General features: G+C 66.7%; 14 protein-coding genes. 1 reads left to right on the forward strand and 13 read right to left on the reverse strand.

The annotated features are described in order from the left end of the window. On the reverse strand, window positions 1-1,022 hold a 1,022-nt coding region (locus tag ASC95_RS08640), incomplete at its 3' end, for a WD40/YVTN/BNR-like repeat-containing protein (protein WP_369820597.1). An 80-nt stretch (window positions 1,023-1,102) separates the two neighbouring features. Here ASC95_RS08640 and ASC95_RS31125 point away from each other — a divergent pair. Then, window positions 1,103-1,258 (forward strand): hypothetical protein, encoded by a 156-nt coding sequence (locus ASC95_RS31125; RefSeq protein ID WP_162250741.1) that lies wholly within the window; start codon window positions 1,103-1,105, stop codon window positions 1,256-1,258. A 206-nt stretch (window positions 1,259-1,464) separates the two neighbouring features. Here the strand turns inward: ASC95_RS31125 and ASC95_RS08650 are convergent, their stop codons facing one another. The 12 genes from ASC95_RS08650 to ASC95_RS31130 all read right to left on the reverse strand — a co-directional run. Continuing rightward, window positions 1,465-3,027: an alpha-L-fucosidase gene (locus ASC95_RS08650; RefSeq protein ID WP_057297354.1), complete on the reverse strand. Its 1,563-nt coding sequence runs from the start codon at window positions 3,025-3,027 to the stop codon at window positions 1,465-1,467. Between the two features lie 196 nt (window positions 3,028-3,223). Then, window positions 3,224-4,321: a non-reducing end alpha-L-arabinofuranosidase family hydrolase gene (locus ASC95_RS08655; RefSeq protein WP_200960109.1), complete on the reverse strand. Its 1,098-nt coding sequence runs from the start codon at window positions 4,319-4,321 to the stop codon at window positions 3,224-3,226. Between the two features lie 53 nt (window positions 4,322-4,374). Further along, entirely contained in the window at window positions 4,375-6,285 is a 1,911-nt protein-coding gene (locus ASC95_RS08660) for a glycoside hydrolase family 97 protein (protein WP_057297355.1), read from the reverse strand. Between the two features lie 33 nt (window positions 6,286-6,318). Further along, window positions 6,319-9,054, reverse strand: a complete 2,736-nt coding sequence (locus ASC95_RS08665) for a TIM-barrel domain-containing protein (RefSeq protein ID WP_082567628.1) — start codon at window positions 9,052-9,054, stop codon at window positions 6,319-6,321. Window positions 9,055-9,119: 65 nt separating this feature from the next. Then, window positions 9,120-10,709 carry a glycoside hydrolase family 28 protein gene (locus tag ASC95_RS08670; protein WP_057297357.1) on the reverse strand — a complete coding sequence of 530 codons (1,590 nt, stop codon included), beginning with the start codon at window positions 10,707-10,709 and terminating at the stop codon, window positions 9,120-9,122. After that, window positions 10,706-12,343, reverse strand: coding sequence for an alpha-L-fucosidase (locus ASC95_RS08675; protein ID WP_057297358.1), 1,638 nt, complete (start codon window positions 12,341-12,343; stop codon window positions 10,706-10,708). Before ASC95_RS08675 ends, ASC95_RS08670 begins: the two co-directional genes overlap by 4 nt. A 29-nt stretch (window positions 12,344-12,372) precedes the next feature. After that, window positions 12,373-14,013 (reverse strand): alpha-L-fucosidase, encoded by a 1,641-nt coding sequence (locus tag ASC95_RS08680; RefSeq protein WP_057297359.1) that lies wholly within the window; start codon window positions 14,011-14,013, stop codon window positions 12,373-12,375. Window positions 14,014-14,018: 5 nt separating this feature from the next. Then, a complete protein-coding gene (locus ASC95_RS08685; RefSeq protein WP_057297360.1) occupies window positions 14,019-16,211 on the reverse strand; it encodes a hypothetical protein in 2,193 nt (730 codons plus the stop codon). 116 nt (window positions 16,212-16,327) lie between these two features. Further along, complete coding sequence (locus ASC95_RS08690; protein WP_057297361.1) at window positions 16,328-17,506, reverse strand: glycoside hydrolase family 5 protein; 1,179 nt, start codon at window positions 17,504-17,506, stop codon at window positions 16,328-16,330. 125 nt (window positions 17,507-17,631) lie between these two features. Next, entirely contained in the window at window positions 17,632-19,290 is a 1,659-nt protein-coding gene (locus ASC95_RS31790) for a glycoside hydrolase family 5 protein (RefSeq protein WP_057297362.1), read from the reverse strand. A gap of 163 nt (window positions 19,291-19,453) precedes the next feature. Continuing rightward, window positions 19,454-21,952, reverse strand: coding sequence for a dockerin (locus ASC95_RS08700; protein ID WP_082567629.1), 2,499 nt, complete (start codon window positions 21,950-21,952; stop codon window positions 19,454-19,456). Window positions 21,953-22,061: 109 nt separating this feature from the next. Continuing rightward, the coding region (locus ASC95_RS31130) for a WD40/YVTN/BNR-like repeat-containing protein (RefSeq protein WP_369820598.1) at window positions 22,062-22,580 on the reverse strand (519 nt) is incomplete at its 5' end.

Genomic DNA, 22,580 nt, shown 5'->3' on the forward strand with positions numbered 1-22,580 from the left:
CGCCAGTTCCGGCCGGCATCGTCGGACAGCTGGAGGATTCGCTGGCCGGGGCGCCAGTTCCGGCCGGCATCGTCGGACAGCTGGAGGATTCGCTGGCCGGGGAAGTTGCCCCAGGTGTTGGTGATCCCCAGCGCAATGCGCGTGGTCGCGCCGGTGCCGGAGACGGACACGCCGCCGTAGCCGACCGAGTCGTCGCTCCTGAGCAAGGTCCAGTTGCTGCCGTCGAACTTGTACAGACGGGCGGGACCCGCGGAGCCGGGACCGGCGTCCCTGGTGAAGACCACGTAGAACATGCCGTCAGCGGCACGCACCATGTGCGGAATGTGATAGCCGGAGATCGGCACCGTGACCGGGGTCCACGAGGCGCCGCCGTTGGTGGACTTGTACAGGTTGGAAGCCAGACCTGCGGTCTGCACATAGTCCGGCGCGATGGGGGCGTAGATCGTCTGCGTGGCCGTGCCGCTGCCCTTGGTGCCGGTGTCGTAGACGACCGTCTCGACGCCCATGGCCGTGCCGCCGTTGGCGTTGATCTGGTCCTGGGTCATCTTGAGGGTCGACAACGACGTGACCTGCGCCCAGGTGAGGCCCGAGTCGGTGCTCTTCCACAGGCCGGCTGTGCGCGAGCCGTAGAACAGCGTCGACGGCTTGTTGGGGTCGACCATCAGGCGCTCGCCGATGGCCCGGCCGGGGTTGTTGCCGCCGAGCGGGAAAGGCAGGGCGACATAGGTCCACTGGTCACCACGGTTGCTGGAGATGTACAGGCGGCCGTTGCCACCGGACGTGTACATGCCGGCGCCCATGTAGACGCGCTGATCGTTGTTCGGATCGACGGCGATGCTCTCGACGCCGTGGAAACTGGCCTCGCCGCCACCGAAGCCCAGGCCGTCGGTGATGGGCACCCAGGACGACGTGGGCTGGTTCCAGCGGTAGGCGCCACCGATGTCGGTGCGCGCGTACAGCAGGTTGGCGGTGGTCGGGTGGAAGACCAGGCCCGTGACGTAGCCGCCGCCGCCCCACTTCACGCTCGTCCAGGTGGTGCCCTCGGCCGGAGCCGGAGCCGGAGCCGGAGCCGGAGCCGGAGCCGGAGCCGGAGCCGGAGCAGGTGCCGGAGCAGGTGCCGGAGCCGGAGCCGGAGCCGGTGCCGGTGCAGGTGCAGGTGCAGGTGCAGGTGCAGGTGCAGGAGCAGGAGCAGGAGCGGGTGCGGGTGCGTCGCCACCGCCGCCGCCGCCGCCACAGCCGGCCACCAGGGTCGCGGTGACGATGGAGAGAACGGTGAGTGGTTTGCTGTACTTCTTCATGATGGGAAACGAGGTTGGGTTCGTTGAGGGCTTGACATGGCGGCGCTGATCACAGGTTGCGCATTACTTAATGAACGGCTTTCACGACACTTCTCTGGTCGATGGCCGCAGACCGCGCGATCACGCGACCACACCGCCGCTCATCCGACCCGGCGCATTGGCGCCTTCAGCCGCGGGCAATGCGCAACGCGCTGGCGTGGCGGCTGGGCATGCGCTCGGGAACGTCGACCTCCAGCGCCTGGGCGGTCTGGCGGAATTTCAGCGGCCCGCCCCCCAGCAGTTCGACCCGGCGCACCGGGCGCGGATCGTGGGCGTTGCCTTGGCGCAGCGCAGCGATCTTCAGCGTGCCCTTGGGTTCGCCCAGCGTCAGCGCGTACAGCGCATCGCCGCGGGTCGTGAAGCGGATGTCCTGCGCCGTGTAGTCCACGTTCTCCTTGAAGGCGCCGCTGGCGGCCTCGGTCGGGCCTTCGCCGTGGATCTTCCACGGCCGCGTGCCGTGGATGGCTTCGGCGTTGAGCTTCATCCAGGCGGCCATCTCGGTCATCAGCAGGTCTGATTCGGCCGTCAGCGTGCCGTCGGCGCGCTGCACCACGTTGAGCAGCATGTTGCCGTTCTTGCTGACGATGTCGCACAGCATCGTGATCACCTGCGCCGGCGTCTTGTAGCGGTCGTGCTCGGAGTGAAACCAGTCGCCGTTGGAGGTGCAGGTCTGCCATGGCAGCGGGTTGATGCCCGGGAGCACGCCACGCTCGACGTCCTGCACGCCCACCTCGGCGATGTACTCGCCCGACCCCAGCGACTTGTGGTTGTACACGGCCTGCATGTCGCCATGGCGGCGGACCGAGGTGTTGAACAGGTGGGCCACCATGGCGCGCCCCACCTCGCCGAACGGGATGCCGCCGTCGGAGTACAGCAAGTCGGGTTGGTGGCTGTCGATGAGGTCGATGATGCGGCGGTACCAGATCTCGTGGAACTTCGGGTTGTTGGTGTACCAGTCGCCGCCCCGGTTCAGGTACGGCGTGTTATGCGGCTCGTGGTAGAGGTCGAAGTTCTCGGGATTGGCGCCGTCATAGGCCACGCCCAGCTTGGGCCAGAACTGGTCGCACTGGTGGCTGGTCCACCACCAGTTGTGACTGGTCGCCAGGTGCTCGGAGACACCGAAGCGCAGCCCGCGCTTGCGCGCGGCGCGGCCCCATTCGCCGACCACGTCGCGCATCGGCCCCATCTGGGTGGCGTTCCAGCGGTGGTGCTTGGAATTCCATAAGTCGAAGTTGTCGTGGTGCACGCCCATCGAGACGAAGTACTTCGCACCCGCCGCCACGTAGCGGTCCATCAGCGCTTCGGGCTCGAAGCGCTCGGCCTTCCACAGCTTGATGATGTCCTTGTAGCCGAACTCCGACGGGTGGCCGTAGGTCTTCACGTGGTGGTCGTAGTGCGGGTGGCCGGGCACGTACATGAATCGGGCGTACCAGTCGCCGCGGCTGGGCACGGCTTGCGGTCCCCAGTGCGACCAGATGCCCAGCTTGGCCTCGCGGAACCACGCAGGGACCGCCGACTTGCGCAGCGACTCGGCAGCGGCCGTGAACGGGCCGGACGCCAGCGGCGGCGGCTTGTATGGGGCGGGCGCCACTGGCGCGCAGTCTCGCGCCTGTGCAATGCGGGCGGCGCCCAGGCCGGCGGCGGCCAGCAGCGGCGTGGTCAGGAAGCTGCGTTTACTCAGGCTTGACATGGGGTTCTCTCTCGCTTGGCGTTGTCGACGATGGCCTTGACCAGGTCGGGGAACACTGCGCACCGGTCGTACAAGTACGGCGTTCCATTGGCGGCCGTGGTATCGATATAGCTGGTCGCGCTGGCCGCCGGGGACGCAGCTCAGTGGGTGGGCCTGCCAGCCCGACAGGGACGAGTTGCCGCGGCAGGGCAGGCAGTCATTTCTTGCACAGCTCGCTGATGGCGTTCGGGGCGGTGGCGGTGATCACGCCCAGCCGATAGGGCAGCTCGATGTAGTCGTAGTTCTTGCCCTTTTCCATGTCCAGGCCCTGGAAGAGGAACTTCAGCGGCTGGCAGGGGTCGATGCTCAGAGTCTGGTCGATGCCGTCGCGAATCATTTCGCCGTGGGATACGCCTTCGGACCAGATCCGGCCGTTGAACTTGACGTTGTCTGCGCCAGCGAACCTGTTCATCGGGGCGCCGGGAATGGGTTGCCAGGCGCCATCCAGGCGATCCGCCGTCCAGGCGCGGAAATACCGGCCCTTGGGCCCCATCGCCTCGATCAGCGTCAGGTACTTGTTGGTGCCGGTGATCTTGTAGGTGTTGCTGGCCTCGAACATGTCATCGCGTTTTTCCGCCATGACGACGACGGGTTCGGCGAAGCCCTGAGGGAAGCGGTCGATCGTCGTCTCGCCGCGGTAGAAGCTGCCGTTGTCGCCTGTGAAGAAGAGATGGCACTTCTTGTCGTCGCAGATGTTCCAGAAGTCCAGCCAGACCGCATGGCCCTCGGCGTTCTTGACGCTGGCCGGGATGGCCGAATAGAAGGGCTTGGGCGCCGTCCACGAGTGGGGGTCGGCGATGTTGGGGGTGGTCGAATAGAGCGGGTCACCGCCCTGGAAGATCAAATACCAGAGCTTCTGCGGCGCGAAGTAGAAGACCTGGGGTGCCGCGCGATAGCCCGGCCCGATGGGCGATTTCTCGAGCATGAACTGCGGGGCCTTCGGCGCCTCATCCCAGTTCGCGAAGCTCGTGTAGGCCATGCCCCAGCCGTTCTTGCCCGCAGTGGTCATGAAGACGTGATAGCGGCCGTCGTGGAACACGATGGTCGGGTCCTTGACGCCGAAGATGTCCGCCCGGTCGGCCGGCGGCTTGATCAGCGCCTCGCTGGATTTCCATTCAAAGGCGATGGCCTGGGCCGGCGTCCCGCCGACGACGACGGGCTTCGCGTCGGCGGCTGCGCTGCTGCCACCACAGCCGGCCAAGAGGCCCGCCGCGAGCATCGAAGAGACGAGAAGTTGTTTAGTGCACTTGTTCATGAGGGAAAACGGGTTGTGGTTGATGGATGGAATGACAGGCGTGAGCGCGCTGCTCACGGCGTCGGTAGCGGCTCCAGCACCACGGCGGCGCCACCCGCGGCGGCCAGCGACAGGCTCAGCACGTCCTTGCGGGTCACCTTGCGTTCCGTGCGGCGCACTTCGCGCACGACCTCGCCGTCCTGCCAGATCGTGGCGCGCCAGTTGCCGGGCGGCAGGAAGTCCAGCGACACCTTTTCCATGCGCGCCTTGTCGCCCGTCATCGCGCCGATGTACCAGGTCTTGCCCTGGCGGCGCGCCAGCACGATGTCCTGCCCCGGCTCGCCGGCGATGAAACGGGTCTCATCCCAAGCCGTCGGCACGCGCTTGATGAAGTCGAAGCCGGGCTCGCCGCGGTAGGAGGTCGGGTCGTCCGACACCATCTGCAGCGGGCTGTCGTAGACGACGTACATCGCCAGCGCCTGGCCGCGCGTGTTCTGCACCAGTGGCATCTCTGCACGCACCTCGAAGGTGGCCGGTGTCGCGTTGCGGAAGCCGCCGGGTGTGTAGTCCATCGGGCCGACCAGCATGCGCGTGTACGGCAGGGTCACGTTGTGGCTGGGGGTGGTGCGCGTGGTCATCTTGCTCCACTCGGCACCGAGCACGCCCTCCTGCGTGATGTAGTTGGGATAGGTGCGCTGCAGGCCGGCGGGCACGTAGGCGCCGTGCAGGTCCAGCAGCAGCTTGCGCTTGGCGGTGGCGGCGGCAATGCGCTCGTAGAAGTCCACCACCTGCTGGTCGTCACGGTTCATGAAGTCGACCTTGACGCCCTTGATGCCCCAGCGGACGTAGGTGTCCAGCACCTCGTCCATGCGTGCGTCCACATGCGCCCAATGCGCCCACAGCATCAGGCCCACGCCCTTGGCTGCGGCGTAGCGCGCGAGTTCGGGCATGTCGATGCCCTTGGCCGGTCGCGTGATGTCGGTCTCCGGGCTGGCATCGCAGCAGCCGCTCGGGCCGGAGGCCCAGTTCGCGTCGATGAGGTAGTAGGGGAAACCGGACTCGGCGGCGAAGTCGATGAAGCGCTTGTAGGCGCCCATGTCGGGCTTCATGCCCACCAGTGGGCCGGACCACCAATCCCATGCCGCCTTGCCGGGCTTGACCCAGCTGAAGTCACCTTGCGGCGCCGGATTGAGGTTGCCGACGAGGTGCGACTCGATCAGCTTGCCGGCCTGGTCGGCCAGCATGACGGCACGCCAGGCGGTCGTCAGCCCGGCCGGCGAGACGAAGGCCGGGCCGGCGCGTCCCGGCACGCCGGACAGTTGGAGGCGCAGCGCCTCACCCTCGCGCCGCAGCGAGGCACCGGTGTAGCCCTTCAGGTTGGCCTGCGTGATGGCGTAGTGGGTGCGGCCCGACGGCGTGGCGCAGACTACCGGCACGTCGTAGGCGGCGTCGGCCTTGAATTGCGAGACCTTCAGGCGCTCGAACGCCTGCTCGTGCGAACCGTCGGTGGGCGTAACCAGGCAGGTCGGGTCGCCCGCCGGCACGAAGGCCGTGCGCTCGCCGCGCAGCTTCACCGGTCCGGTGTCTTCCAGGCGGTAGCGGAAGGCAACGCCGTCGTCGTAGGCGCGTGCATCGATGAAGAGGCGGCGGCCGGAGCCTGCCTCGCGGAAGGTGAGCGTGGCGCCGCGGTAGTGGTCGCGGGCCGTGGCCGCCTTCGTAGCGACGAGAGGAATGACGCGGTCCTCCGCGACGTCCTGGCGCGACTCCAGCGTCAACGCGCCGAGGGCTTGGCCGTCCAGATCAAGCCCCAGCGGTGAGGGAGCGATGACGGCTTCGCCATGGCGGCTGACGCTGAACTGGCCGCCGTTGTCGGCGATGCGCAGCGCGACGTGGCCATCGGGCGAGGTGATGACGGCGTCGGCCGCGTAGGCGCCCGATGCGGCCAGGGCGAGCGCGGCGATGGCGAGGTGGGTGGTGGTCTTCATGGATGTGTGAGCAGAGTTGGGGCTGGAGAGCGGTTAGCCCAGGCGTATTTCGACGGCGTGCCCGGTGTAGACCACCTCGCGCAGCGGGTTGGATTGCAGCGTCGGCACGCCGTCGCCGAGGCGGTGGATGCGCAAGCGCTTGGTCGTGCGCATGCCCGCGAAGCGCCCGTTGCGCGCCGCCAGGCGCAGCACGCCGCGCTTGTCGTCCCAGGTCATGCGGATCACGCTGAACCCGCCCTTCTCGTAGGCATAGTCCAGGCCGCTGTCCTCGTAGAGGTCGAAAGCGCCGTTGGCGCCAGGCACGACGTAGAGGTCGAGCACCTCACCGGTGGCCTCGGCGGTGGACTGCAGCACCGGCCCGAGCGGCAGGATGCTGCCCGCGCGCAGGTGCAGCGGCATGCGCTCCAGCGGCGACGCCACGTCATGCGTGCGGCCGCCCGCGCGCCGTTCTCCCGTCCAGAAATCGACCCAGCCGCCCGCAGACTGCGGCAGGTACACGGGCCAGCTCGACACGTCAGGCGCCAGCACTGGCGCCACGTGCAGGGCGCGGCCGAACATGTAGCTGTGCGCCTGGTCCAGGGCCTGCTGGTCCTGCGGGAAATCGAACACGAGCGGCCGCATGATCGGTGCGCCCTTTGCATGCACCTCGTGGGCCAGGCTGTAGAGGTAGGGCAGCAGTTGGTAGCGCAGCTCCAGATACTGGCGCGCCACCGCCTCCACCGTGTCGCCATAGCGCCAGAACTCGGTGTTGGTCATGTAGCCGTGCACGCGTTGCAGCGGCAGGAAGGTCGCGTACTGGAACCAGCGGATCAGGCGCTCGTGGTAGGCCTTGTCGGTGTACTGGCCGTCGCCCGGACGGAAGAATCCACCGGCGTCGACCGTCCAGTAGGCATAGCCGGCGGCGGCCATGTTGAGGCCCGCGGGGATCTGCCGCTTGAGCGTGTCCCAGTCGTTGCCGATGTCGCCCGACCAGGTGGCTGCCGCATGCCGTTGCTGCCCGGGGAAGGCCGAGCGCGTCATGATCATCACGCGCCGGTCAGGTGCCGCCTGGCGCTGGCCTTCGTAAACGGTACGCGTGACGTACCACGGGTAGGCCAGGCGCACGCGCTCACCACGGCCTGCGGCCGTACGCCGGCCCACCAGGTCGTCGTTCTCGGGCTCCGTCGCGTCTTGCCACCAGGCGTCGATGCCGAGCTTGAGCAGGCGTTCGCGCTGGTTGTTCCAGTAGAAGGCGGCGGCCTTGGGGTCGAAGAAGTCGATCCAGTCGGTCTGGTCGATGTAGTGACCGCCGGCTGCAGCGGCGCGGCCGAGCCCGGTGTCGCGCCCGATCTTGGCCCACACCGACAGCATGAGCCGCCCGTTCAGGCCGTGTACCTCGCGCATCATCGCGGCAGGATCGGGGTAGTGATCCTCGTCGAAGCGCATCGCGTTCCAGCCGTGGCGGCCCCAGTACTGCCAGTCCTGCACCATCACGTCGACGGGCAGCTTGCGGCGGCGGAACTCGCGCAGCGTGTCGACGATCTCTGCCGACGAACGGAAGCGTTCGCGGCAGTGGATGTAGCCATAGGCCCAGCGCGGCATCATTGGCGTGGCGCCGGAAATCTCGCGGTAGCCCTCGAACACCTCGTCCGCGCTCGGGCCGGCGATGACGATGTAGTCGATGGCATCGGCCACCGGTGAGCGCCACGTTGTGGTCGCGCGCACGGCGCCGAAGCGCAGGGAGGGAGAGTCATCCTTGTCGGCGTGGATGCGCACCTGGTGTTCGCCTGCCGGCAGCTCGACGACAAAGCCGACCGTCGGCGGCAGCCAGTGGTTCGCGATCTCGACGCAGGACTTGCCGTCGATCTCGACCGAGTGGCGCGAACCCATCGCGCGGCCGACGTCGAGGAGGAAGGCGAAGCGGCCGGCCGTTTCCGTGCGGAACGTGCCTTCAAAGCGCGTCAGGTTTCGCACGACCTGCGCATTGCCCGTGGTCGTCGTCACATCGACGACTTCGGCCTTGTTCTCGGCTTTGATGCGACCCAGCGCCACCTGCTGCTCGGGCATGTTCAGCTCGGCCATGCCGTTGTTGTGCCAGAGCAGGCCGTAGCCGCGGCTGGACAGCATGAACGGCAGGCTGATCTGCGTGTTCACCTGCGTCAGGCGGCGCGGGTGGCCGCGCAGGTCCATGGCGCCGTCCTGGAAGCAGCCGGTGCCGTAGAGCCGTTCGTCGGCGGGTGACTCGAACACCTGCTCGGCGATGAACACAGGCTCGTCGCCCAGCCGCGACGGCGTCAGCCGCCGGGTGCCGGGCGCTTCAGCGAGCAGCAAGGCGCCGTTACGGTCGAAGAAGCGCAGCGCCCCGGTGCCGTTGTCCACCTCGCAGCGGATGGCCGGCAGTTCCAGGCGGGTCGCATCAGCGCCCGGCGTCTGCTTCATCAGGAGCTTGGCACGGCCGGGCAGCAGCGCGAGGCTTGGTGGTGGCGCCGGCGTTGAGGCCTGCGTTGAGGCCTGCGAAGGAAGGAAGCGCACTCGCAGCGCCCGGTCGCAGAGCGCGCTGATCCGCAGCGTGCCCTGGGGCGTCGTCAGCACCCATTCCGGGGCTGGCGACGGGTGCGCGCGGCGGGCCTCGGCGTTCCCCGGCGCCAGGTTGCCGGCGGCGGCGTTCGCCACGCCGGACAAGGAGGCCGTCGCGGCCGTTGCCGCCGCAGCGCCCAGTGGGGTGGCGGCAGCAGCGAGGGCGGCCCGCAACGCCTCGCGCCGGGAGAGGGTGTGCTTGGTGTATTTCATGTCATCGCTCTGGTTTTGATGGGCAAGACGGTGGGGTAGGGCGCGTTGAACATGGTCTTGCATGTCTACAAGGTCAGCGCATCCACACGCTCCGGGATCTCGCGGTCCGGCATGCCGCGCACGTCCCTGGCCGAGAAATCGCTGACGCCGCGCAGCACGAACAGCGCCGCCCCGCCGTGCCCGCGCCGCAGATTGACGGCATGGAAGCTGGCATCGCTGACATCGTCCAGCACGACCGCGGTTCGCCCCTCCGGCTTCACGTAGCCGACCTTGACGTGATGAGCCTCGATGGCCTTCACATGGCGCATGTAAAACGCATACGCCGGCGCCTTGCCGAACATGCCGGGCTCCGGATATCCGTTTGCGTTTTCGGGCGGAACCACCTTGCTCCAGGCCGCATCGCCGCCGCCTTGCGTTTCTATCTGCACATTGCTGATGCGAATATCCTCGATCAGGTGCCCTTCCAGCCCGGCAATGGTGCTTGCGTGATTGACGTGCGCACCGGACACCACAACATTGCTGATATTGATGCGCTTGATCGTGCCCACCGGCGGCTTGTTCGGTCCGCGCAGGCGCGCGCCCAAGCGTATGAAGATCGGATCGTTCACCACGTTGCGCATGGTGATGTTGGAGATCGTCAGGTCCTCGATGTGCGAACCGTCCACGCTCTCGATCGCCAGGCCCCGGCACTCGTCGAAAATGCAGTTCGTGATGGTGATGTTCTTGAAGTCGCCATTCGATTCGGTGCCCATCTTGATGCGGCCGTATCGCCCCGACCGGTATTCCGGTGCACTGCGCTTGAAGGTGCCATCAATCAGGCTGCCCTCGTCGAAATTCCCCGACACCAGGCAGTCGGATATCGTGATGTTCTCGCAGTGCTGGATGCGCCCCAGGCCGTAGCTGGCCTTGAGGCAGATCGCATCGTCCCAGGGCGTGTTCAGGCTGCAATTCGTGACGCGCACGTTGCTGCAGGCGTCGATATCCATGCCGTCGCGGTTGGTGTCGATGATCAAGTGATCGATCAGCAGATTGCTGCAGCCGGTCGCCAATATGCCGAAGTGGCCGCCATGCAGGATCGAGAAATCACGCAAGGTCACGTTGCGGCACTCGCGCAGCGCAATCGCCTTGTCGGCTTCGCCGGGCTGATCCGGTTTGTCGGTGTAGTAGCCCGTGTACTTGTCGTGGCCGCTGATCAAGCCTTTGCCGTGAATCAAGCCGCCGCCGACGATGGCCACGTTATTCAGGCCAATGCCCCAGATCAGGCTGTTTTGCCAGTGGCTGTGGCCGTAGTCCTGATAGTTGCCACCGGCCTCGTTCGGCTCGGGCAGGTCGTAGCGCGCCACGCTCGCGTCAACCGCTTCGATCACCGCGCCCGCTTCCAGGTAGAGCGTGATATTGCTCTTGAGCCTTATCGACGCGGACAGGTAGCGCCCCGGCGGGAAATAGACAGTACCGCCGCCCGCTGTCGCTGCGGCAGCAATGGCCGCATTGATCGCTGGCGAGTCGAGCGTGCGGCCATCGCCCTTGGCGCCGAAGCGCTTGACGTCGAACAGCGAGCTCGTGGGTATGGGCGGCGCCGCCAGCGAGCAAGCCGGCAGCGCGGCAACGAGCGCAATCGCCCGTGCCAGGAAATGTCTGCGGATAGGTAGCGTCATGCGAGTCCTCCGCCCGAAATCTTCAACGCCACGGCCGGCGAACCAGCCAGGCCTTCAGGCAGCCGCACCTCCAGCCCTTGCGGCGTGCGCTTGAACGGCAGGCTGTCGGTGGAGCCCACGGCTTCGACGCGCTCGATCGCGCCGGGAGCAAGCGCCGAGTCTTGCGCCAGCGCGGCGATGCGCATGACGCCGTTCTCCGGCCACGCCAGCCCGATGGCGTAGAGCGCGCCGGCCTTCGTCGTGAAACGGATGTCCTGGGTGGTGAAGCCCTTGAGTTGGCCTTCGCTGAACATCCCACCACCGACCTTCGTCGGCCCTTCGCCGAAGGTGCGCCACGGCCGCGTGCCATGGATGGCCTCGCCGTTGCGGTCCATCCAGGCGGCGATGTCTTCCAGGACCTTGCGCTCGTCGGCATCGATGGTGCCGTCGCCGCGCAGCGGGATGGACAGCAGCAGGTTGCCGTTCTTGGAGACGATGTCCGCCAGGCGGTGGATGACGCTGGCGGCCGACTTGTAGCCGTGAGCGTCGAAGATGCCGCGGTTGTAGTGCCAGTCGCCGATGCAGGTGCAGGTCTGCCAGGGCAGCGGCTCGATGCCGGCGCGCTGGCCGCGCTCGAGGTCCTCCACCACGCCGCCACGCATTACGGGTGAGAGCTCCTTGGCGTTGATGACTGCCTCTACCTTGCCGTGCCAGGCCATGCTGGCGTTGTAGTAGTGCGCCGCGATGTCCAGGCCGGCCTGGCCGAGCGGCAGGTGAGCGTTGTCGAAGTAGACGAGGTCGGGCTTGTAGCTGTCGATCAGGTCGCGGCAGCGCAGGAACCACTGGCGAATGAACGCCGGGTTGTTCGGTGGCTCCACGTCTTTCCAGGTGTAGTAACTGCGCTTATGCCATTCGGTGACGGCGGCCACGGTGCTGATGCCGTCGGGCATCACTCTGTTGGGCCCCGTGTAGAGGTCCTGCGGGTCCAGGCCTTCCCACCATGTGCCCTTGCCGTCGGCCTGGGTCAGGTTGAAGGCGTCGTAGCGCTGGCCGGCCAGCGGGCCTTCGGGGTCGTAGCCATAGGCAGGCGCCAACCAGTGCCAGGCACGCGACGAGTGGTTGCTGACGCCGAACCGCAGCCCCTTGGCGCGGGCCAGCTTGGCCCAGGTGCCGACGATGTCCTTCTTGGGACCGACGCGCACCGAGTTCCAGGGGTGGAACTTGGAGTCGTAGGCGTCGAAGTTGTCGTGGTGGTTGGCGAGCGAGACGAAGTACTTCGCACCCGCCTTCACGTACAGGTCCATCAGCGCTTCGGGGTTCCAGTTCTCCCCCTTCCAGCGGTTCTGCATCTCCATGAAGCCGACCTTCGTCGGGTGGCCGTAGGTCTTGACGTGGTGGTCGTATTGCCAGTTGCCCTGCATGTACATATTGCGGGCATACCAGTCGCCCCTCTCGGGCACGCATTGCGCGCTCCAATGCGCCCAGATGCCGAACTTGGCATCGCGGAACCAGTCGGGTGTGCGGTAGCCGTCGACGAGGGAATCCCAGGTCGGCTTGAACGGGGCGGGGGCGGCTTGCGCGGTGGGCAGCCCGGCGCCGCCCATCGTGGCAGCGGTGGCTTGCAGCAGCGAGCGGCGGGAAAGTTTCTGCGTCATGGCTCGCTGTTAGTGAAAAGGGCGGCCGCTCATGCGAGGCCAGTGCCGCGCACCTTCAGCGCGATCGCGGGCGTGCCGGCCAGCCCTTCGGGCAGCCGCACCTCCAGCCCTTGCGGGGTGCGCTTGAAGGGCAGGCTGTCGGTGGAGCCCACGGCCTCGACGCGCTCGATCACGCCGGGCGCCAGCCCCGAGTCCTGCGCCAGCGATGCGATGCGCATGACGCCGCTCTTGGGCCAGGCCAGCCCGATGGCATAGAGCGCCCCGGCCTTGGTGGTGAAGCGGATGTCCTGGTCGGTGAAGTCCTTGACCTGGTTTTCGCTGAACATGCCGCCGCCGATCTGCGTCGGCCCCTCGCCGAAGCTGCGCCACGGGCGTGTGCCATGGATGGCCTCGCCGTTGCGGCCCATCCATTCGGCGAGCCCGTCCAGGACCTTGCGCTCGTCGGTGTCGATCGTGCCGTCGCCGCGCAGCGGTATGGACAGCAGCAGGTTGCCGTTCTTGGAGACGATGTCCACCAGGCGGTGGATGACGCTGGCCGCCGACTTGTAGTGATGGCCCTCGAAGACACCGCGGTTGTAGTGCCAGTCGCCAATGCAGGTGTCGGTCTGCCAGGGCAGCGGCTCGATGCCGGCGCGCTGGCCGCGCTCGACGTCCTCGACGATGCCCGCTCGCCATTCATGCGGGATCTCCTTGGCGTTGAGGACGGCCTCCAGCTTGCCGCCGTGCCAGGCCATGCTGGCGTTGTAGTAGTGCGCCGCGATGTCCAGGCCGGCCTGGCCGAGCGGCAGGCGGGAGTTGTCGAAATAGACGAGGTCGGGCCGGTAGCTGTCGATCAGGTCGCGGCAGCGCAGGAACCATTGGCGCGTGAACGCGGGGTTCTGTGCCGGCGGGTTCTCGTCCCAGACGCGGTCGTGCTTCTCATGCCAGTCGTGGGCGGCCTGCGTGGTCTTGATGCCGTCGGGCATCACCATGTTGCGGCCCGTGTAGAGGTCCTGCGGGTCCAGTCCTTCCCACCACTTGCCCTTGCCGTCGGCCTTGGTCAGGGTGAAGGCGTCGTAGCGCTGGCCGGCCAGCGGGCCTTCCGCGTCGTAGCCATAGGCCGGCTGCAACCAGTGCCAGGCGTGCGCCGAGTGGTTGCTGACGCCGAAGCGCATGCCCCTGGCGCGGGCGGCCTTGGCCCACGTGCCGACGATGTCCTTCTTGGGACCGACGCGCACCGAGTTCCAGGCGTGATATTTGGAGTCGTAGGCGTCGAAGTTGTCGTGGTGGTTGGCGAGCGAGACGAAGTATTTGGCGCCGGCCTTGGCGTACAGGTCCATCAGCGCTTCGGGATCCCAGTTCTCCGCCTTCCAGCGGTTGTTCATCTCCATGAAACCGACCTTGGTCGGATGGCCGTAGGTCTTGACGTGGTGCTCGTACTGCCCGCTGCCCTGGATGTACATGTGGCGGGCATACCAGTCGCCCGCCTCGGGCACGCACTGCGCGGTCCAGTGCGCCCAGATGCCGAACTTGGCATCGCGGAACCAGTCGGGCGTGCGGTAGCCGCCGACGAGGGAATCCCATGTGGGCTTGAAGGGAGAGGGCGCTGCGTGGGCGGCAGGCAGGCCGGCGGCGCCCATGACGGCGGCGGAGGATTGCAGCAATGCGCGGCGGGAAAATTTTTGATTCATGGTGCTCAGGGTTTGAGTGAGAGGGGAGCGTCGGCCGGCATGCCGTAGACGATGCCGCGGCCCACAGTGCTCATGTAGACCAGGCCTTCGACGTTCATGTCACCCATGACGAACTCGCCGTTGCCGGGGCCGCCGAACTGATGCGCGTCGTCGTTGATGCGCTGCCAGTTGGCGCCGGCATCGATGGAGCGGTACACCCCCAGCGGCTTGCCCCGGGGCGAGCCCCAGATGAAGACGGTAGGGAAGGGCGCGTTGGCCATGGCCTTGCCGAAGCCCACGGCGCCGCAGTGGGCGATGTTGGAGAAGGTCGTGAACGTTCGGCCGGAGTCGGTGGAGCGCGCCAGCCCGCCGGCCTTGAGCGCCACCCAGACATCACCTTCGCGCCCCGGCGCCACGCGCACCAGCGTTGAGCCGTTTGCGGCCAGTTGGGCCGTGGCGGCGAAGCTGGCGCCGCCGTCAGTGCTGACGCGCACGGTGCCGCGGTCGTAGGCGTAGAACTTGGCGGGGTTCACCGGGTCGCCCACCGGCCGCATCGGCGCGCCTTCCAGGCCGCGCACGGCGGTCCAGACGGGCTTGGCCTCGGTGAAGTTGGCGGCGCGGACAGTGCGGTTGCTGCCGTCTGCCTGGCGGAAGCTGTGCAGCAGCGCAGCGCCATCGGCCGACAGCGCCAGCGTGCCGTAGTCGCCCTGCATGCCGGCCACTTCGGTCCAGGTGGCAGCGGTGTCGGCGGAGCGGTACATCTTCTTGCCGCCCACGCGCACGACGACCGCCGTGTTGCTGCCCGCGACGGCGAGGCCGGTGGTCGAGCCCAGGCGGGGTTCGTGGATGGGCGCAAAGGCGTCCAGCTTCTGGTGGCGGAAGCCGTCGTAGTCGGCGATCACCGATAGCAGCGGGCCGCCCGGCACGCTGACGGCCACGTTGGGCACGGTTTCATCCAGGCCCTTGACGGTGAAGGTCCACGTGGCCGGCGTGGCGTCGATGTCGGCCGTGCGGAACACACCGTTGCCGGAGGTGACCCAGACGGCGCGGGTGTCGAAGGGGTCGAATTCGATGGAGCCCGTCCAGTGGATGGCATAGGCCGAGATCCAGCTGACGCCGCTGGTGTCCATGGCGAAGCCTCGTTCCACCACGTCGGTCCAGTTGCTGCCACCGTCGTTGGTGACGTAGAAGCGGTCGCCAGCGTTCTTGCCACCTTGCGGCATCCAGGTGTTGATGGTCGAGATGACCAGCCGCTTCGCATTGCGCGGGTCGACCGACACGCCCGAGAACGCCCGGTTGATGCCCTTGGGTGTGACGTTGGTCCAGCCGCCGCTGGCGACCTTGTATTTCCAGACCTGGCCGGCCGTCAGCGGCTCCGGCGGGTCGAGCTTCTTCCAGTCGCCATGCGGGCCTGAGCCGTCGCCATAGGTGATGTAGAGATGGCCGTCCCCGGCGAGCGTCGCGCGCTGTGGGATGTAGGCCGACGGCGCCTCGGCCACCGGCTTGAAGCTGGCGCCGGCGTCGTCGCTGCGGTAGAGGTTGGGGCCGACCGAGCCGAAGCGCGACACGCCCACAAAGATCCGCTGCGCCACGCCGCCCGCCACGCTGGTCGGGTCCAGCAGCACGAAGCTGATGCCGGTCTCATTGGGCGTGGTGGTCACGGGCAAGGCGTCGACCCGCTTGAAGCTGGCGCCGGCGTCAAGGCTCTTGAACAGGCCGTTGGCGCGCGAGCCGACGTAGAGCACCTTGCCGTCACCCGGGTCGACCTGCATCTTTTCGCCGTTGCTGCGGCCCAGGCCGTTGCCGTTGGCGCGGAAGAGGTGGCTCACGTCGGTGATGCGGCTGAAGGTGGCGCCGCGGTCGGTGGAGCGCAGCACCGCAGTCTTGCCGCCGCTGAAGTAGGGCACCCCGGCCAGCAGGTAGAGGACCGCGCTGTCCTTGGGGTCGAGCGCCAGGGCGTCCACGCTGAGCAGGCCAACGTCGGCCTCGGACACGCCGTCGAGTAGCGAGGTCCAGTGTGCCTTGGCGGCGTCCCAGCGGTAGGCGCCGCCGACGTCGGTGCGGGCGTAGATGAGGCCGCGCTCGGTCTGGCTAGGCACGATGGCCGCGACATAGCCGCCACCGCCGATGGCCAGGCTGTCCCAGCGATAAGGCTGGGCCTGGGTCAATGGGGCCAGCAGCGTCAGCGTGGTGGCAAACAGCAGGCGCCAGAGGGTCATGGTGGGTATCAACTTCATTCGGTCAGCGCGGCGCGCGTTGCCTTGCGGCGGGAAAGCAGGCCGGTGCGCGCAAGGCACGACCCGGCCATCGGTGTCAGCGCCGGGGCGCCGTCGGATCACTTGGCGCTGTCGACGATGGCCTTGATCAGTTCAGGGAAGTACTGTGCGCCGGTCGAGCGGTTGAACAGGCCGAACTGGTGGTTGGCGTCGTAGCCGTTGTCCCACCACACCGGCACGACGCCGTGCTGGAAGGCCGACTTGGTCACGTACTTGGTCCAGTAGGTGCGGTAAGTGCCGGCCGGGTCGTACTCGGACTTCAGGATGGCGCCGTACTCGCCCATCAGCACCGGCATGCCGGCGTCGACGAAGCGGGACTTCATCTTCTGGAACTGTGCGTCGACGTACGCCTCGTTGGCCCAGGTCTCGGTCACGGCCGGGTTGGTCGCGATCGCACCCCACTGCCAGATCGTGCTCTTGTCGTTGAGCGCGAAGTTGAACGGGTCGTAGAAATGCACCTCCAGGAACATCCGGTTCGTCGCCAAGTCCGCCGGCTTGATGAAGCCGTTGTAGGTCGAGTCGATGTTGGTGTTGAAGCCCTGCACGACGAGATGGCGCTTGGCGTTGTTGCCGCCCGTGGCCCGCACCGCGTCGACAAAGACCTGGTTGAACCCGTTCTGGACGTTCTGGTACTCGGCCGTCGGTGGGCCGTAGTCGCCAGCCACCATCACCTCGTTGGTGCCGGCGAACAGCAGGTAGTCGTCGTGGTTCTTGAAGTTGTTGGCGATCTGCGTCCACAGCTTGGCCAGGCGCGCATTGGCACTGGCCTGGTAGGCGTAGGTTGGGATCAGCCAGCTGCCTTCGTGGTGGGTGTTCAGCACGACGTAGAGGCCGGCGTTGCGGGCGTAGCCGACCACCTCGGTGACACGCGCCATGAACGTCGGGCTGATGTTGCCGTTGGCGTCGGCGTACTGGTTCCAGCTCGCAGGGATGCGCACGGTCTTGAAGCCGGCCGCCTTCACCGCGTTGAGCAGTTGCTGGTTGATCAGCGGGTTGCCCCAGTTGGTCTCGCTGCCGCCGGCGTCCAGCGAGTTACCAAGGTTCCATGCGGGCGACATCTGCTGCGACAGCTGGACGCTCGTCAGGTCGCGCATGCCGCTGCTGTCCGTGGACGGGGGTGGGCTGGTCGTTCCGCCACCACCACCACTGCCGCCGCCACCGCCACCGCCACAGGCGACGATGCAGAAGGCCAGCACCAACGAGGCGAAGGCCGAAGGGGCGAGGCGAGGCGGTTTCATCTTGGTGTTACTGCTTGGTGCTGCGTGGCACAGCCCGCCCTGCTTGCGGCGGGGCAGGCTGCGTTGATGGAGCGAGGGGAGGCACGGCAGACGGTGCTCGGTGCCACCGTCCTGATGCCGCTACCTCACTTCGCGTTGTCGACGATGGCCTTGATCAGGTCCGGGAAGTACTGCGCGCCGGTGTAGCGGTTGAACAGCCCGAACTGGTGGTTGGCGTCATAGCCGTTGTCCCACCACACCGGCACGATGCCGTGCTGGAAGGCGGACTTGGTCACGTACTTGGTCCAGGCGGTGCGGTAGGTGCCGGCCGGGTCGTACTCGGACTTCAGGATCGCGCCATATTCACCCATCAGCACGGGCAAGCCGGCGTCGACGAAGCGGGACTTCATTTTCTGGAACTGGGCGTCGACGTAGGCCTCGTTGGCCCAGGTCTCGGTCACGGCCGGATTGGTCGCGGTCGCGCCCCACTGCCAGATGTTGCTGCTGCCGTCGAGGGCGAAGTGGTACGGATCGTAGTAGTGCACTTCCAGGAACATCCGGTTGGTCGCGGAGTCGTTGGGTTTGATGAAGCCGTTGTAGGTCGAGTCGATGTTGGTGTTGAAACCCTGCACGACGAGATGGCGCTTGGCGTTGTTGCCGCCCGTGGCCCGCACCGCGTCGACGAAGACCTGGTTGAAGCCGTTCTGGACGGCCTGGTACTCGGCCGTCGGTGGGCCGTAGTCGCCGGACACCATCACCTCGTTGGTGCCGGCGAACAGCAGGTAGTCGTCATAGTTCTTGAAGTTGTTGGCGATCTGCGTCCACAGCTTGGCCAGGCGCGCGTTGGCGCTCGCCTGGTAGGCGTAGGTCGGGATCAGCCAGCTGCCTTCGTGGTGCGTATTGAGCACGACGTAGAGGCCGACGTTGCGTGCGTAACCGACGACCTCGGTGACACGCGCCATGAAGGTTGGGCTGATGTTGCCGTTGGCGTCGGCGTACTGGTTCCAGCTGACGGGGATACGCACGGTCTTGAAGCCGGCCGCCTTCACTGCGTTGAGCAATTGCTGGTTGATCAGCGGATTGCCCCAGTTGGTCTCGTTGGGTGAGGCGTCCAGCGAGTTGCCGATGTTCCAGGCGGGCGACATCAGCTGCGACAGCTGGACGCTCGTCAGGTCGCGCATGGAGCCGGGCACGGTGATCACGAAGGCCTGCGTGCTCTTGGCGCCGCAGCTGTTGGTGTAGGTGGCGGTGGCCGTGCAGCTGGCAGCAGGCGTGATGGTCTGCTCGCGTGCCGAGCCTGAGGTGCCGCAGCCGCTCCAGCCCCACGAACCGCCGGTCACCGGCTGCGGGCCGAGGATGGCCGAGTTGCCTGCAGTGATCGAGGCTGAGGCCGTCTGCGTCCAGGACCCGTTGGCGCTGATGTAAGGCGTGATGGCCGTCGGCGTGCAGCTGCTGTTGCGCGTGGCAGTGGCCACGCCAGAGTTGTAGCTGCCGCCGTTGGTCGTGAACTTGACCCAGTACCAATAGGGCGTGCCGTTTGCGGCCGTGGAGTCGGTGTAGCTCCTGGCGCTACTGCCCGGCGCGGCGATGCGGCTGCGGCCGTTGGGGTCGGGGTCGGTGTCGCGGTAGACCTCCAGGCGCGTGACGTTGCCGCTGACGGTCCAGCCCAGCTGTACGTTGTCGGTCGTGCCAGTGGCCGTCAGGCAGACGGTGGTACCGCCGCCGCTGCCACAGCTTTGTGCCTGGGCCAATGGGGCCCCGCTGACCCCCAGGGCCAGCAGCAATGTGGATAACAAGGCTCTCATGGTTCTACCTTTCAAGGTTGAAAGTGCTCGGCCGGTTGTCTCCGCCGGATGCGAGCGTTATGGACGGTCGGCGCCAGGGCTTGGGCATAACCGTCGAACAAGGTGAAGGAGGTGCGGCAAGCCCGGTGCCATGATTTGGACGCCAGCCTGCCGAGCTCTCGGTTCAATTGCTGTAGAGCACGCCGCGGCCCCCGCCGGCGGCGTAGATCCGGCCGTAGGTGTTCCAGTCACCCGCCAACCTGGTTATGCCGCCGAACTGATGGGCATCGTCGTTAAAGCGGGTCCAGGTGCTGCCTGCATTGTTGGAAGCCCACAAACCCCACTGGCCGTTGATCACGCCCACCACGTAGACCGCGGCGGAGTACGTCGCGCCAGGGGCTGCCTTGCCCAGAGTCAAGGCACTGGCACCGTTCACGTCGGGCCAAAAGTCGCTGCCGAAAACAGACGCGAAGTTGTTGAACTTGGTCCAGGTGGCGCCCGAGTCGACCGAGTGGTACACGGTATTGCCGTCAGCCACCCAGATGTCGCCCTCGACGTTCGGGTTGACCGCCATCCCGGTCAGGAAATACGGATTGCCCTTCATATTTGCCGACACCGAACCCTGGCTCAGCGTGAAGTTGTGGCCGCCATCCGTCGAGACGTAGAACTTGCCCGGACCAGCAAACACGGAGCCGCCCGAATCGTAGGCATAGACCTTGTTCGGATTCCTGCGATCCACCGCGAGCCGGTATGAGCGAGGGAAGCCGGACGTCTCCGGCAGCGCGGGGAGATTGGTCGCCGTCCAACTGGCGCCATTGTTGGTGGTGTAGGACGGCACGGTATCGGCCGGCGCCCAGATCGCGTTGTTGCGTGAGGTGACAGCAATGTTCGACGATTCGTGCGTATTGGTCGCGGCGCCGGGAGGCAAGGTGGCAAAGCGTGTCCATGTGGTGCCGCCGTCGCCCGACCAGTACCCGAATCCTTTGTGATCCCCGTGCGTGACGCCGATGAGGGCAATGTATTGCGGATCCGACCAGCTCATGTCGGCGGAATTGCCATTGCTCCAGCCGGTGTTGGGGCCTTTGGTCGGCGTCGTCGCGAGGTCTGTCTGGACCCAGGGGCCGATGTCGCCCGCGCTGCTGATGAACTTGTAGGTCGCACCGGCTGGCGGGGTGATGAGCGCCAGCGTGGCAGTCTCTTCGAGATTGTTCAGCTTGGTGGTCCAGCTCGGTGTCGCCGACGAGGCGTTCATCGTCTCCCAGATGCCGGGACCGTCAAGGTGCAAGATGTGGTCGCGGTTGTTCGGATCGATCTCGATGTCGTCATTCCAGCCCCAGTACCCGGCGCTGTTCTGCTCGTGGGGCATCATGGACTCGATTTCGCGCCAGGTGCTGCCTGCGTTGTCGGACAACTGGGTGATCTTCTGGCCGGTGAAATCGCCCCAGGTAGCGCTCACGGCCAGCGCGATGCGGGTGGTCGGGCCGCTGCCGTAGACGGACACGCCGCCGTAGCCGCCCGTGGTAGTGCTGCTCAGCAAGGTCCAGGCGCCGCCATTGATACCGGTGTACTTGTAGAGGTAGCCGGGACCGTCGCCGCCCGGGCCTGCGTTCTTGTTGAACACCACGTAGTAATTGCCGTCGGCGGCGCGCGCGAAGTGCGGGATGTAATACCCGGCGACGGCGGCCGGCACCGCGACCGGCGTCCATGAATAGCCGTTGTTGCTGGACCTGTAGAAGGTCGAGGTCAGGCCCGCTGCGGTGGCGTAGTCAGGAGCGATCGCGGCCCACATGTTCCAGGTCGGCTGGCCGCCGCCCACGTTCCCGTTGTCGAAGATGATCTGCTCGACGCCGACCATGGCGTTGGTCGTCGTGTAGGAAGACAGGCCCGTGACCTGCGCCCAGGTTTGGCCGGAGTTCGTGCTCTTCCACAGGCCGGCCTTGGTCGAACCGTAGAACATCGTCGACGGATTGGTCGGATCGAGCCTCAGGCGCTCGCCAATCGCCCGACCGGTATCGGCGCCGGCAAGAAACGGCAGCGTGACCCATGTCCAGCTGTCGCCGCGGTTGCTGGAAATGTACAAGCGAGCGTTCTTCTTGCTATCGCCCGCGACCATGTAGACCCGCTGGTCGTTGGTTGGATCGAGGGCGATGCTTTCGACGGTGTGGAAGGCTCCTTCTATCCCCCCCCCGAAACCCGGGCCGTCGGTGATCGGCACCCATTGCGAGGTGGCCTGGTTCCAGCGGTAGGCGCCGCCGACGTCCGTCCGGGCGTACAAGAGGTTCGGGGTCGTCGGGTGATAGATCAGGCCGTCGACATAGCCGCCGCCGCCCCACTTCACGCTGTTCCAGGTGCCCACTTTGATGGAGAACGCCTGCTGGGACTTGGCGCCACAGCTGTTGGTGTAGGTGGCGGTGGCCGTGCAGGCTGCGGCCGGTTGGATGGTCTGCTCGCGCGCTGCACCGGCGGTGCCGCAGCCGCTCCAACTCCACATGCCCCCGGATATCGGCTGCGGGCCGAGGATGGCCGAGGCACCGGTCTTGATGGTGGCCGATGCCGTTTGCGTCCACGTGCCATTGACGTTGATGTAGGGCGTGATGGCGGTCGGCGCGCAGGTTTGCGCCAGCGCCAGCGGGGCTGCGCTCGTGCCAAAGGCAAGCAGCAGCGCGTGTATCAAGGTTCTCATGTTCTACCTTTCAGTGAAGGTGCTCGGCCGGTTGTCTCCGCCGGTCACGAGCGTTATGCAGCGGCAGACCGGCGCCAAGAACTGGACACCGGCCTGCCGAGCCCTTGTTTCAGTTGCTGTAAAGCATTCCGCGGCCGGTGCCGCTGATGTAGATCCGGCCGTAGATGGCTTGGTCGGCCGCCATCACGCCGATGCCGCCGAACTGGTTCGCGTCGTCGTTGAAGCGCGTCCAGGTGGCGCCGCCGTCATCAGAGCGGTGCACGCCCCACACGCCGTTGATCACGCCCACGACGTAGACCGCGGCCGAGTACGGCGCGCCAGCCTTGGCCTTGCCCAGCGCGATGGCGCTTGCACCCTGCACCTGGGGCCAGGGGTTGCCGGTGAAGATCGACGCGAAGTTGCTGAGCTTGGCCCAGCTCGCACCCGAATCGGTCGAGTGGTACACCGCGTTGCCGTCGGTCAGCCAGAGGTCGCCCTCGACGTTGGGGTTGACCGCCAGCGAGGTGCTGCCGAAGTAGTTCGGCGCCAGCCCGGCGTTCACCGAGCCCTGGCTCAGCGTGAACGTGTGGCCGCCATCGGTCGACGTGTAGACCTTGCCCGGCGTGCCCCACCAGTGGCCACCGGAATA

The sequence above is a fragment of the Pelomonas sp. Root1217 genome (assembly GCF_001425705.1).
In the GTDB taxonomy this organism is placed as follows: Bacteria; Pseudomonadota; Gammaproteobacteria; order Burkholderiales; family Burkholderiaceae_C; genus Pelomonas.